This is a genomic window from Klebsiella sp. R390 (assembly GCF_051131745.1).
Classification (GTDB): Bacteria; Pseudomonadota; Gammaproteobacteria; order Enterobacterales; family Enterobacteriaceae; genus Klebsiella.
On record NZ_CP180445.1, the window covers coordinates 4,996,782 to 5,009,018 of the forward strand.

12 protein-coding genes are annotated in these 12,237 nt (G+C 58.3%); 8 read left to right on the top strand and 4 right to left on the bottom strand.

The features are described from left to right. Positions 1-7 precede the first annotated feature (7 nt). From ACMYSP_RS23370 to ACMYSP_RS23395, 6 genes are all read left to right on the top strand, one after another. Positions 8-535 (top strand): iron transporter, encoded by a 528-nt coding sequence (locus ACMYSP_RS23370; RefSeq protein WP_434584442.1) that lies wholly within the window; start codon positions 8-10, stop codon positions 533-535. A 245-nt stretch (positions 536-780) separates the two neighbouring features. Then, a complete protein-coding gene (locus ACMYSP_RS23375; RefSeq protein ID WP_434584443.1) occupies positions 781-2,160 on the top strand; it encodes a Fe-S-containing protein in 1,380 nt (459 codons plus the stop codon). A 2-nt stretch (positions 2,161-2,162) separates the two neighbouring features. Beyond that, positions 2,163-3,446, top strand: a complete 1,284-nt coding sequence (locus ACMYSP_RS23380; RefSeq protein WP_434584444.1) for an ABC transporter permease — start codon at positions 2,163-2,165, stop codon at positions 3,444-3,446. Then, the gene (locus ACMYSP_RS23385; RefSeq protein WP_434584445.1) at positions 3,436-4,566 is read left to right on the top strand and encodes an ABC transporter permease; all 1,131 of its coding nucleotides are present in this window, start codon (positions 3,436-3,438) and stop codon (positions 4,564-4,566) included. Before ACMYSP_RS23380 ends, ACMYSP_RS23385 begins: the two co-directional genes overlap by 11 nt. A gap of 4 nt (positions 4,567-4,570) precedes the next feature. Next, entirely contained in the window at positions 4,571-5,266 is a 696-nt protein-coding gene (locus tag ACMYSP_RS23390; protein WP_434584446.1) for an ABC transporter ATP-binding protein, read from the top strand. After that, on the top strand, positions 5,253-5,744 hold the full coding sequence (locus ACMYSP_RS23395; protein ID WP_434584447.1) for a TlpA family protein disulfide reductase: 492 nt from the start codon (positions 5,253-5,255) through the stop codon (positions 5,742-5,744). The genes ACMYSP_RS23390 and ACMYSP_RS23395 overlap by 14 nt, the downstream gene beginning before the upstream one ends. Positions 5,745-5,788: 44 nt before the next feature. Here the strand turns inward: ACMYSP_RS23395 and ACMYSP_RS23400 are convergent, their stop codons facing one another. Genes ACMYSP_RS23400 through ACMYSP_RS23415 form a run of 4 tightly spaced genes read right to left on the bottom strand, consistent with a single transcriptional unit; the run spans position 5,789 to position 9,777 of the window. Further along, positions 5,789-6,520 (bottom strand): class II aldolase and adducin N-terminal domain-containing protein, encoded by a 732-nt coding sequence (locus ACMYSP_RS23400; protein ID WP_434584448.1) that lies wholly within the window; start codon positions 6,518-6,520, stop codon positions 5,789-5,791. Between the two features lie 4 nt (positions 6,521-6,524). Then, the gene (locus ACMYSP_RS23405) at positions 6,525-7,340 is read right to left on the bottom strand and encodes a transporter substrate-binding domain-containing protein (protein WP_434584449.1); all 816 of its coding nucleotides are present in this window, start codon (positions 7,338-7,340) and stop codon (positions 6,525-6,527) included. A gap of 20 nt (positions 7,341-7,360) precedes the next feature. Continuing rightward, positions 7,361-8,233, bottom strand: coding sequence for a phytanoyl-CoA dioxygenase family protein (locus ACMYSP_RS23410; protein WP_434584450.1), 873 nt, complete (start codon positions 8,231-8,233; stop codon positions 7,361-7,363). A 23-nt stretch (positions 8,234-8,256) separates the two neighbouring features. Continuing rightward, complete coding sequence (locus ACMYSP_RS23415) at positions 8,257-9,777, bottom strand: amino acid ABC transporter permease/ATP-binding protein (RefSeq protein WP_434584451.1); 1,521 nt, start codon at positions 9,775-9,777, stop codon at positions 8,257-8,259. A gap of 499 nt (positions 9,778-10,276) precedes the next feature. On the opposite strand from ACMYSP_RS23415, the gene ACMYSP_RS23420 reads away from it, so the two are divergent. Then, positions 10,277-11,191 carry a LysR substrate-binding domain-containing protein gene (locus tag ACMYSP_RS23420; protein ID WP_434584452.1) on the top strand — a complete coding sequence of 305 codons (915 nt, stop codon included), beginning with the start codon at positions 10,277-10,279 and terminating at the stop codon, positions 11,189-11,191. 201 nt (positions 11,192-11,392) lie between these two features. Further along, entirely contained in the window at positions 11,393-12,217 is an 825-nt protein-coding gene (locus tag ACMYSP_RS23425; protein WP_434584453.1) for a phytanoyl-CoA dioxygenase family protein, read from the top strand. Positions 12,218-12,237: the final 20 nt, after the last annotated feature.

Below are 12,237 nucleotides of genomic sequence, written 5' to 3' on the forward strand. Positions count from 1 at the left end.
GTGTCAGATGACTTTTAAGAACACCGTGATTATCAGCGCCACTATGGCCGCCGTATTTACCGCCCCGGCGGCGCTGGCGTTTAAAGAGTATCCCGCCGGTGAACCGGTCACCATGAATGAGATGGAGATCGCTGCCGTTTACCTGCAGCCGATTGATATGGAACCGCGCGGTATGGGGCTGCCGGCGGCTAAATCGGATATCCATCTTGAGGCCGATATTCATGCGGTTGAAGGGGGCAAAAATGGTTTTGGCGCCGGCGAATGGATCCCCTATCTGACCATCGCCTATACCCTGGTCAATAGCGACACCGGTGAAAAACAGGAAGGAACCTTTATGCCGATGGTGGCCAGCGACGGCCCGCACTATGGCGCCAATATCAAAATGATGGGCGTCGGCAACTATAAAGTGACCTACCATATTGAACCGCCGTCAAAAGCCGGGATGCATCGTCACACCGATAGCGAGACCGGGGTGGGTCGCTGGTGGAAACCGTTTGATGTCAGCTACGAGTTTAAGTACGTGGGCCTGAACTAAGAGCCTGGCCCATTAGGCTATTTTATTTGCCATTTTGGCCCTGAAGGGCGAGCGGAGCGAATACCATCCTTACGTACTGCGTGTACGCTCCGGTTGTTCCGCGCTGTCCGTGGCCAAACTGGCTGCATCAATCTACGCCTACTGGGACAGACTCTGCGCCTTCGTCGCGCAGGATGGCCTTCGGGTCGTCCTGCGGTGTGTTGCTTGATGCGGACTACAGTATTCCGCCGTACCGGGTCGAAGTCATGAGTTACTTTTTCGTCACCACGCTCCAGCTCTTTTTCTGTATCGCGCTGCTCTCCTCACTGCTGTGGGGGCGGGGTGATACGCCATCACTGCGTCCCCTCGTCTGGATCTTACTTAGCGCGCTGGCCGTTGGTCTGCTGGCCGGGCTGTTTATCCGCGGCAGTCAGACGCTACAGCTGATGCTGGTGGCCGGGGAGGTCCTGCTGTCGCTGCTGTTTTTACTCAGCTTCTGGTGGGCCACGCTGCGTCTGCGCTATCTGTGGCAGTGGATCCTCGTTTTTGGTGCCGCGCGCCACTGGGCGCAGGACCCTAATCTCGGCGGGCTAACCTCCACCCACGTGCTCAATACCGATCTGCTGTTGAACCTGAGCGCGCTGGTGCTGGCGTTTGCGCTGCTGTGTCTGGCGGCGGCGCTGTGCGCCATGTTGCTGCGGCGGATACGCTGGGCCTACTGGCCGCTGGCCATCGTACTGATGGTGCTGCTGTGGCTGCCGCTGCTCGGCAACCTGCTGCTGCTGTTGATGAAGCTGCAGATAGTCCCGCTGCTCAAACCGCTGCTCAGTTTTGTTGCCAAAGCCACCAACAACGCTGCCGGCTATAACTGGGCGGCTGCTGCCATCCTCGCGCTGCTGTGCTTGTGCTGGCTCCCGGCGCTCAGACGGTTTTCCCTCGCGGTAAAGGCGGCGGATGCGCCGGTTACCCGTCGGCTGGCGCAGGCGGAGCGGCGCGGCGCGGTGCGGTTGTGGCTGACCACCTTGTGTTGCGTTGTGCTGATTAGCGGCGGCCAGCTGTGGTGGGATCTGGTGGCCTCGCAGCCGCCGAGACTGTCGGAAGCCCAGCCGGTGACGCTTGCTGCCGATGGCCTGGTGCATATTCCGCTGGCGCAGGTTCGCGACGGTAAGCTGCACCGTTTTGTCTGGGTCGCCGACGATGGCAAGGCGGTCCGTTTCTTTATCATTAACCGCTATCCCGACAAGCTGCGCTTCGGCGTGGTATTTGACGCCTGTCTGCTGTGCGGCGATCAGGGGTATGTCATGGAGGGCAACCAGGTGATCTGCGTCGCCTGCGGGGTGCATATCTTTATTCCGTCAATCGGCAAACCTGGCGGTTGTAACCCGGTACCGATTGACGACTGGCGCAACGATGAGCGGGAACTGACGATCCCTGGCAAGGCGCTGGCCGTCGGGGCTAATTACTTCTCGACAGTGCTGACCATCAAGGTGACCGACCCGGTAGACGGGAGCTCCCTGACCAACACCGCGGCGGAATATAAATACAGCTACGCGGGCCGAACCTGGTTCTTTTCCTCGCAGGCCAACTATGACCGTTTCCGCAGCGCGCCTGAAACCTTTGCTGGCGATGCGGTGCAGGAGGAATAGCGATGCTGGGACGAATGATCTACCAGTCATGGGGGCGCAATCTACGCCGCAAAGGGCTGGCGGTGTTAACCGTGTTCCTGGCCGCCAGCCTGATCTCGGCGCTGCTGGCGGTCTCTATTGATATCGGCGACAAGATGTCGCGCGAGCTGAAATCCTACGGTGCCAATATCCTGATTGAGCCAGCGGGGCAGGCGGCACTACCGGCCTTGTTCAGCGAACAAAGCAACCCGCTGGCCAGCGACGATTTTCTCGAACAGTCGGAACTGCCGAACATCAAAGATATCTTCTGGCGTAACAATATTGTCGGCTTCGCGCCGATGCTCAGCGGCGAGGTGCGCATAGGTGGCAATGATATTCGCGTGCTCGGCACCTTTTTCAGCCAGCCGGTTGAGATACCCGATGAAGAGGGCTATCAGAGCGGGCAGCGTACGGTCAGCCCGTTCTGGCAGGTGACCGGCGAGTGGCCGCAGGAGCCGGTTGCTCAGCAGCCACAGACCTTAGTCGGCCAGGCGCTGGCGCGCCATTATGGCTGGCAACCGGGCAAGCGGCTACGGCTACAGGTGGCGGACAGCAGCGTGGAGGTGGTGGTCAGCGGGGTGCTTTCCAGCGGCGGCGATGAAGATAATCAGTTGGTCATGCCGCTGAGCGTGGTCCAGCAGCTGCTGGGCCTGCCGGGAAAAGTGCAGGCGATTCGCGTGTCGGCGCTGACGGTGCCGGAGAATGAGCTGTCGCGCCGGGCGCGGGAAAACCTCGAAGCGCTAAATGCTGAAGAGTATGACCTGTGGTACTGCACGGCGTACGTCTCGTCGATTGCCCATCAACTGGAAGAGGCCATTTCCGGCGCGGAAGTGCGCCCGGTCTGGCAGGTCGCGGCGTCGGAAGGGGTGGTGATCGACAAAATTCAGCTGCTGATGGCGGTGGTAACCCTGGCGGCGCTGGCCGCTGCGGCAATGGGCATTGCCTCACTGATGACCAGTACGATGATGGAGCGTGGCAAAGAGATTGGCCTGATGAAGGCCCTGGGCGCCCGACAGTGGCAAATTCTGCTGCTGTTTTATCTTGAGGCGGCGCTGAGCGGCCTGCTGGGCGGTGCCCTCGGCTGCGTGGCGGGCTGGGGGCTGGCGAAGATGATTGGGCTGATGCTCTTTGCGACCCCGCTGAATTTTGCCTGGGTGGTGGTGCCGTGCGTGCTGGTGATTGCAGTCCTGATTGCGCTTATCGGCACCTGGTTTCCGGCGCGCCGCATTGCGCGGCTTTATCCTGTGGAGGTGCTGTATGGCCGTTAAGCGCGACATGCTGTGGTTGCTGGTGTGGCGAGCGTTGCGTCTGCGTTTGCAGCGCGTTGCCGTGGTGTTCACCGCTCTGGCGGTTGGCGCCACTATCGTCACCGCGCTCTCTGCGGTGTGGTTCGATATCAACAGCAAAATGAGTGAAGAGCTGCGGACCTTCGGCGCGAACTTTTACATCGGGCCGGGACACGGCTCGCGGATGCCGCAGCCGGCGCTGCAGGCGATTCTCGACGACGCGCCAAACGGGTTGATTCACGGCGCCAGCCCCTGGCTGTACGGCACCGCACGCACCGAGCTGGAAAAGGTGGTGATGGTGGGGGTCTGGTTCGAGTCGCTGCAACAGCTGGTGCCCTACTGGCAGGTCAGCGGTAACTGGATTGGCGTCAGCTTTGACGACCGCCACGCGATGGTCGGCGTTAAGCTGGCCCAGCGGCTGGCGCTCAAGGTGGGCGATAGCGTGACGCTGGTGGATCACCAACGGCGCAAAATGCTGCAGGTCAAGGGGATCGTTGAGGCCGGTGACGCGACCGATAATATGCTGATTGTCAGCCTCGACGTGGCGCAAGCGTGGTTGAACAGGCCTGGGGTCATCAGCCAGGGGCTGCTGAGCGTCAGTAACGACCTGGGTCAGGTTGAGGATTATGCCCGCCAGCTACAGCAGCGTTACCCCGACCTTGAGATCCGCCCGGTGCGCAAGGTCTCAGCCTCCGAAGGGCAGGTGCTGGATAAAATCAAAGGGCTGATGGGGCTGGTTTCGCTGGTTATCCTTGCCCTGTCGTCGTTGTGCGTCAATACCACCCTGATGGCTATCGTCGGCGAGCGCGCCCGCGAGTTCGCGCTGCAAAAAGCGCTGGGGGCCAGCAACGCCGATATCGTGCGCCAGATGCTGCTGGAGACCAGCATCATCACCCTCGCGGCGGTAGTGTGCGGTTGGGTGCTGGGCTATCTGCTGGCCCAGCTTCTGGGAATCACGGTATTTAACGCCACCATTTCGCTGCGCCTGCCGGTGCTGCCGATAACCCTGGTGCTGTCTTTGTTGGTTGCCCTGCTGGCGGCCATTGTTCCGGTGCGCCGCGCGGTGAGCGTTGAACTGGCGAAAGTATTGAAAGGAGAGTAACCCCATGACCGTCACGCCTTTACGCCAGATGGCGATTGAAACCCGTCATCTGTGTAAGCGATTCGGCGATGTCACCGCCCTGGATGACATCAATTTACGTATCGCGCGCGGCGAATTTGTCGCGATTATGGGAGCCTCCGGTTCTGGAAAAACCACCCTGATGAACATCCTGACCTGCCTGGATACGGTCAGTGAAGGCCAGGTTATCCTCGACGGCACCGACGCCGCTGCGCTGGACGAAGAGGGGCGGCGGCGCTTTCGGGCGCAGAAGATTGGCCTGGTGTTTCAGCAGTTCCATCTGATCCCGTTTCTGACGGCACTGGAAAATATCATGCTGGCGCAGCACTACCATAGCGTTGTCGACGAAACGGCGGCCAGAGCGGTGCTGGCACAGGTGGGACTCGAGCATCGTATGACTCACTTACCCAGCCAGCTCTCCGGCGGCGAGCAGCAGCGCGTCTGTATCGCCCGGGCGCTGGTAAATGAACCGCCGGTGATTTTTGCCGATGAGCCTACCGGCAACCTCGATGAAGAAAACGAGCAGCGGGTGCTGGACTTGCTCACCGACCTGCATCGCCAGGGGCGCACCATCGTGATGGTGACCCATAACCCGGCGCTGGGGAAATTTGCCGACCGCATCGTGCGTCTGCAGCATGGTAAATATCTTGGCGAGGAGGTCAATGCCCATGCGCCTGCCTAAAAGTATGGTGGTATTGCTGCTGATTCTGCTGCTGCCCGCCGGTTGCAAACAAGAGACGCTGGCGCGCGGCGAGCCGGCCCCGGCGTTGTCGGCCTTTGATCTACAGGGAAATCCCGCCACGCTTCAGCGCTGGCAGGGGAAAGCGGTGTATCTCAATTTCTGGTCAGCCAGCTGCGGCGGCTGCCTGGCGGAGATGGACACCCTACAGGCGCTCAGCCAGCGCTGGCCGGATAAAGTGGTGGTGGTGGGGATCAATACCGACCCGGAACAGGTCGATATCACGCCGCTGCTGGAAAAGCACGGCATTAGCTATCCGATCTTGCGTGACCAGCTCAGGATGACTCAGGAGCGCTATCAGGTGATCGGCACGCCGACCTCAGTCGTGATTGACGGCAACGGGCAGGTGCGGGATCTGCATCAGGGATGGCGCAAGCCCGATGAACTAGAGGCGGTGTTCGCCCGTCTGGCGCAACGGTAAATGTGGCTGTCCCGGGCCGCTGCCCGGGACGTCCGTTGCACGGGTTAGTCCAGCACCGATGGATCGGCATCAATCATCATCTGCTTCATTTCGGCAAAGTGCTGGCGGGAAAAGTCGGCGATTTTCTCCCAGTCCTGGGCGGTTTTCTCCGCCACGTCATCAGACAATACCTTCAGCGGCTGACCGGTTGACCAGGCGGTCACCAGAATCTGGCAGGCCCGCTCCAGGGTCCAGATGTCGTCAAACGCCTCTCCGATGTCGCTGCCGGTGACCAGCACGCCGTGGTTGCCCATCAACAGGCGGCGTTTATCCGCCAGCAATCCCGCCAGCCGAGCCCCCTCGGCGATGGTATCCGCCATCCCGCCGTACAGCGTATCCACCGCCACGCGATTGAAATAGCGCGCGCTGTTCTGTTCGACCGGCAGGATCTGCGGGTTCGCCAGGCAGGCGACGCTGGTGGTGTAGACCGGGTGCAGGTGCAGCACCACGCGGACCTCCGGCAGCCGCTGATGAATCTGGCCGTGGATCGCCCACGCGGTAGCGTCGACGTCCGCGCGCCGGGCGGTCGCTTCATCATCGGCATCCAGCAGCAGCAGGTCGCTGGCACGGATCCGTGAGAAGTGTTTCCACTTCGGATTCAGCAGGAACTTCTTGCCGTCCGCCGAGAGAGCGGCGCTAAAGTGGTTGGCCACCGCCTCATGCATGCCGAGGTGGGCGATAATGCGAAACGTCGCCGCCAGGTCGATGCGCGTCTGTTCTTCGTCAGAGTAGGCCATCGGGTTACTCCGCTTTCGGCATCAGGGTTTTCAGGTCTTCTTCGGTCGGCGGCTGGAAATTATATTTTTTCAACAGCGCCGCATACTCTGGCGTTGCGCTGAATTTCTTCAGCCCTTCCTCAAGCGCAGTTTTGACTTCGCTGTTGCCTTTTTTGACGCCAAAGCCGTTGAGTACCGGATAAATTAAGGTGTCGGACGAGATAACGATCCGGTCCCCCAGCTTTTCGACAACGCCGCGGGCAACGGCCGCATCGGTGATCTGCGCCTCCACCGCCCGCGACAGCAGCGCCTGGGTGGTTTGCGGGTCGGTGCTGTACTCACTTAAGATAATAGGCTTCAGGCCTTTCTTCACGCAGTAGTCCGCCGACAGCTTTTGCAGCTGAGCAAGCCAGGAGGTAGCGCCCATTGAGCCGATTTTATGGCCGCAGAATGCTTCCGGGGTTTTCGGCTGATAGCTGGCGCCTTTGAGCGCCAGAATCGACTCGCCACTTTTCAGGTACGGCACCATATCGATGACCTTCAGGCGTTCGGCGGTGATGTACATCGACGAGTTGGTGATATCAAAACGCCCACCCTGCAGACCAGGGATCAGGTTCGGAAAACGGGTATCGGTATTGACCGCCTCGCGGCCAATGGTTTTGGCAAGGCCGGCAAGGAATTCGATATCAAACCCGGCCGGTTTGTTGTTTTCCATATATTCATAAGGATAAAAAGTCATATCCGAACCGGCGGTAATCTTCCCCGGCTGCTGAAAGGCGAAGGTGCTGAACGAGGTCAGGGCGCCAGCGGTACACAGGAGCAGAGCATTCAATTTTTTCATAAAAACCTCCAGGGATGACATTACATGCTGGCGAGATCGTGGCCGGCCTGCTGAACGAAGAATGAGGCGCCGCGCGGTTTCTGCGGCAGACGAAGCTGGTTTGCGGCGCTACGTACCATGCCGCTTTCCTCTCCGGCAACCAGTTGCCCGGCGTGGGTGCTTGGCAGCGGGTTGTCGCCGAACGGCAGAGCGTCTTCGGCGGCATAGACGCTGATAAACAGGGTGCGCGGCAGATCGGTTTCATTAGGGCTTGAGGCGTGAAGCAGGCGGGTATGCATAAAGCAGACCGAGCCAGACGGGCCAAAGCAGGCCTGCGGCTGCTGGCAGTGCTCGGCCACCACCTCATCGTCCACCGAACCGGTAAACCGTCCCGCCTGCCAGTGGGACCACAGCGGCCCTTTATGACTGCCCGGTACGACGTTGAGCGGGCCATTTTCCGGCGTGACTTCGCTGACCATCAGCAGGGCGGTGATGATGTCGTCGTTGCTGTGCGGCGTAAACAAAAAATCCTGATGCCATTTCACCTGGGTGGCGGTAAACGGCAGCTTCGAGTTGATTTTACTGTGATGAAAACGGGTGCCGCTGCCGCCGATCAACTGGGCGGCAATGGCCGCCATACGCGACTGCAGAGCCGCATGTTCAAAGGCGGCGGAAATTTCGGTTGGTGAACTTACCCGACGCAGCGAAGGGTGGTCGGCACGATGATCTCCTTCGAGGTCGAAGCGCGGGCGGCCATCCAGGGTCTCGCCCCAGACCTCGGTATGCTGGCGGCTTTCTTCGACCCAACCGTCAAAATCCTGCTGTAGTGCGTTGACCTCGTCGGGCGAAAGCACCGCCTCGACCACCAGAAAGCCTTGCTGATGAAACTGTTCGATTTGCCACTGCGCGATCATAATTTTTCCTTCACAACGGAGAGTTAAGCCAGGGAGACATCTTTGAGGAACGCATCCACGCGCGGGTGGTTGCCGTCGCGCATCGCCTGCGGCGTGTCATCGCACACCACGCGTCCTTTTTCCATAAACACAATTCGGTCAGAGACTTTGAAGGCGAAGTTCATCTCATGGGTCACGATCACCATGGTGATACCTTCATGGGCCAGCGATTCGATTACCTGGAGCACCTCATTGACCTTTTCCGGATCCAGCGCCGAGGTGGGTTCATCGAATAGCATGATTTGCGGGCGCATCATCAGGGCGCGGGCAATGGCTACGCGCTGCTGCTGCCCGCCGGAAAGCTGGTGCGGATATTTCCACGCGTGATCCAGCATGCCGACCTTATGCAGCAGTTCGCAGGCGTGCTGCTTGAGCTCTGCTTCGGAGGCCAGCCGATGGTAGCGCGGGGCCAGCAGCAGGTTGCCAAGCACCGTCAGGTGCGGGAACAGATTAAAGCTCTGGAACACCATGCCGATGTTGAGACGATACTGGGCATTTTCCATAAAGCGCGGTTTCTGCACCCCCTGACGTTCGAGGTGAATAAACGGCTGGCCGTTAATCTGAATCTCGCCGTTGTCGATCTGCTCAAGGCCGTTGAGCAGGCGGATCAGGGTGGTTTTCCCGGAGCCCGAAGGGCCGATCACCGAGACCACTTCGCCTGGCTGGACCTGCAGGCTGACGGCGCCGAGGACTTCAACATTGTTGTAGGCTTTGTGCAGTTTTGAGGCCTGCAGCGCCGGATGGGCATTATCGACGGTGCTGCGGGTCATCACCGGACGGGTCTGCGTCGCCAATTGTTGCATCTCGCTGTCGACCGGGCGTGTGACCTTGCGGCGGGTAACGTCGAGGTAGCTTTCCAGGCGTTTGAGTAAGAAGTCAAAGACGGTGACGATCAGCACGTAGTAGAACGCCACGGCTGCCATGGTTTCCATAACCAGGAAGTTCTGTGAATAAAGACGCTGACCGACCATCAAAATTTCGGTCAGAGAGATAACCGAAACCAGCGAACTGAGCTTGACGACGGCAATATATTCGTTCGCCAGCGCCGGCAGGGCGACGCGCAGCGCCTGGGGAATAATCACCCGCCACTGGGTACCGGCATAGCGTAACCCCAGCGCCCGGGCGGCTTCACCCTGGCCTTTGGGTATCGACAACAGCCCGCCGCGGTGGATCTCGGCGACATAGGCGGCTTCACTCAGCACCATCGCCAGCAGGCCGGCCCAGAACGGGTCGTTGAGCACGATTGCCGTTGACGGCACCGCCTGGGGCAGGTTGTAGACGAAGATCAGCAGCACCAGCAGCGGCAGGCTGCGAAACAGCCAGATGTAGAGCCGGGCGGGGACATTAAACAGTTTGCGCGGCGACTGCTTGCCCAGGGCAAGAACAAAGCCCAGCACAATACTGCAACCCCAGGTCAGCAGACTTAATTTAATGACGGTCCAGGTGGCCTGCCAAAAATCTGCATCATTAAGCAGACTGAACATGTAGTTCCAGTTAAACGTCATGGGCTATTTCACTCGCCATAATTAATGGAGATAAGTGGGATACCGCTGATCAAAAATGGGGCATCGCCAGGTTTTATCGTGCAATAACACTATGCTGGCAGTCTTCGCTGTGAGGCAATTAGTAAATTTTTGGTCTTTAAGTTTAAAAAAACTATATAGGCAAATTAATATCAATAAATTTAAAGCAATGAGTGTGAAACAAGAACTAAACATTAAAAAAACAATTGCAAATAGCCGTCAACGCAATTGGCGGGAAAAATATTTTTTGCCCGATCGCAGGGCAGAATAATGATTAATTTGGTGCGCAGTGATTCAATTTGGTGCAATGAAATATATTTTGTGGCAACTGGCGGCATTTCTATCCGCGGTGGGTAGAAATAGCCAACAGCGCAGGCGGGAGATTAAACGCGGAACCGTGATGTGGCATGATGCTTGCTACTTGCTTATTAAGAAACTATGCCATTCCCATGCGGGACAATATTTCATAAAGGGTGAGGCTATGACGCGATTCACGCTCAAACAACTTAAATATTTTGTTACCGTTGTAGAGACCGAAAGCATCGCTGAAGCGTCACGGCAGCTGCATATTGCCCAGCCGTCGATCTCAATTGCGATTAAAAACCTTGAAAGCACCTTCGAACAGCAACTGTTTATTCGCCATCATGCTCAAGGGGTCTCTTTAACCTCCTGCGGGCGGCGCTTTTATGAGAAGGCGAAAGAGCTGCTGCGCCTTTCGTACGAGTTCGAGCAAAACTCCCGCGCCGATAAGGAGCTGGTTTCCGGCACCATTTCCGTGGGGTGTTTTGAATCCGTCGCGCCGTTGTATATGCCGAAACTGGTGGCGGGATTTAAAAAAATGTATCCCGATATCACCTTGCAGCTGTATGACGGTGAGCAGCATGAGTTAATGCATGGCCTGCATCGCGGGCGTTTCGACCTGGCGCTGGTGTACGATCTGGAGCTGGGGCATTCGATCAATAAGGAGATGCTCAACGCACCGCATAAACCGTATGCGCTGCTGCCGGCCAGCCATCCGCTGGCGCAAAAACCTCGCGTCACCCTGCAGGAGCTCAGCCAGGAGCCGATGATTTTGCTGGACGCGGTGCCGAGTAAAAACTATTTCATCACCATCTTTAAAGAGAAGGGCTATCACCCGGAAGTGGCGTACAGTTCGCCGTCAATAGAAATGGTGCGCTGCATGGTGGGTCAGGGATTAGGCTTTTCGGTATTAGTCACCCGGCCGTTGTGTGATATGACCTATGACGGAGAACGGCTGGTGCAGCTGGATATTGAAGATGAGATGCCGGCGTCGACATTAATTATGGCGCACCTTGCGAATAACGAACCGACCCGACCTACGCAATTGTTTATGGATTATTGCCGCAGTATCGAATTAACGCCGGCCTGTCTGTAAATAAAGTCTCTGCGGCTACCGTCGGGCGGCCAGCAATTGTCACATCGGTCAGGCTCACAAATTTCTATTTAGCGACTCGTTTTATAATAATTTACCCGCGGACGTTGATTAAATAACCTGAAAACGATCCCTGGCAGCGGAATACCCGGTGCGCCAGGCCTGTTTGCGTTCACATCATTGATCAACAGAGGGTGGTTAGCTATGCAAAATCAGCGTGCTCCGCACATCAGTCCGCAGACCGTCGACAGCTATCAGCGCGACGGGGTGGTGTTGCTGAAAGGCGTATTTACGCCGTGGATTGAGAGCCTGGCCAGTGGCGTGGCGGAACTGATGGCCAATCCCAGCGAATATGGCCATGCGCGGACGGTGGTGCCGAAAGATGGCTCGGCACCGTTTTTCCAGGATTATTGTAACTGGGCGCGGATCCCCGACTTTGAACACTTTGTCCGCCAGTCGCCGGCGGCCGAAATTGCCGCCGCGCTGATGCAGTCGAAAACCGCCAAATTCTTCCATGAACATACGCTGGTGAAGCAGCCTGGCGGGAGCACCATTACACCGTGGCATCACGACCAGCCCTATTACTGTGTGGAAGGGCAGCAGAACGTCAGCTTCTGGATCCCGCTCGACCCGGTAGCAGCGGAGATTTCGCTGCGCTGCATTCGCGGCTCCCACCGTTGGGGAGATGAATTCAGCCCGACGCGCTTTAACGGCTCTAAGCTGTATAACCACGGCCGGTTCAAAGAGCTGCCGGATATCGATGCGCATCAGGAGGACTACGATATTGTCAGCTGGGCGCTGGAGCCGGGAGATGCGGTGGCCTTCCATTACCGCACGGTGCACGGTGCCAGCGGCAATCATACCCAGCGTGCGCGCCGGGTGTTCTCCGCTCGTTGGGTCGGCGATGACGCTACCTTTGTCGATCGTGGCGGAGTGACCTCACCGCCGTTCCCGGAGCTGACGTTGCAGGATGGCGAGGCGCTGGTGTCACCGCTGTTTCCGCAGGTTTGGCCGCGGGTTGTGGCGTGATATGAGTGACGGGTCCGAAA

What these genes read in the sequence shown, in the direction of transcription:
- ACMYSP_RS23370 (WP_434584442.1), top strand. Translation starts at nt 8, where the DNA reads ATGACTTTTAAGAACACCGTGATTATCAGCGCCACTATGGCCGCCGTA.
- ACMYSP_RS23375 (WP_434584443.1), top strand. Translation starts at nt 781, where the DNA reads ATGAGTTACTTTTTCGTCACCACGCTCCAGCTCTTTTTCTGTATCGCG.
- ACMYSP_RS23380 (WP_434584444.1), top strand. Translation starts at nt 2,163, where the DNA reads ATGCTGGGACGAATGATCTACCAGTCATGGGGGCGCAATCTACGCCGC.
- ACMYSP_RS23385 (WP_434584445.1), top strand. Translation starts at nt 3,436, where the DNA reads ATGGCCGTTAAGCGCGACATGCTGTGGTTGCTGGTGTGGCGAGCGTTG.
- ACMYSP_RS23390 (WP_434584446.1), top strand. Translation starts at nt 4,571, where the DNA reads ATGACCGTCACGCCTTTACGCCAGATGGCGATTGAAACCCGTCATCTG.
- ACMYSP_RS23395 (WP_434584447.1), top strand. Translation starts at nt 5,253, where the DNA reads ATGCGCCTGCCTAAAAGTATGGTGGTATTGCTGCTGATTCTGCTGCTG.
- ACMYSP_RS23400 (WP_434584448.1), bottom strand. Translation starts at nt 6,520, where the DNA reads ATGGCCTACTCTGACGAAGAACAGACGCGCATCGACCTGGCGGCGACG.
- ACMYSP_RS23405 (WP_434584449.1), bottom strand. Translation starts at nt 7,340, where the DNA reads ATGAAAAAATTGAATGCTCTGCTCCTGTGTACCGCTGGCGCCCTGACC.
- ACMYSP_RS23410 (WP_434584450.1), bottom strand. Translation starts at nt 8,233, where the DNA reads ATGATCGCGCAGTGGCAAATCGAACAGTTTCATCAGCAAGGCTTTCTG.
- ACMYSP_RS23415 (WP_434584451.1), bottom strand. Translation starts at nt 9,777, where the DNA reads ATGACGTTTAACTGGAACTACATGTTCAGTCTGCTTAATGATGCAGAT.
- ACMYSP_RS23420 (WP_434584452.1), top strand. Translation starts at nt 10,277, where the DNA reads ATGACGCGATTCACGCTCAAACAACTTAAATATTTTGTTACCGTTGTA.
- ACMYSP_RS23425 (WP_434584453.1), top strand. Translation starts at nt 11,393, where the DNA reads ATGCAAAATCAGCGTGCTCCGCACATCAGTCCGCAGACCGTCGACAGC.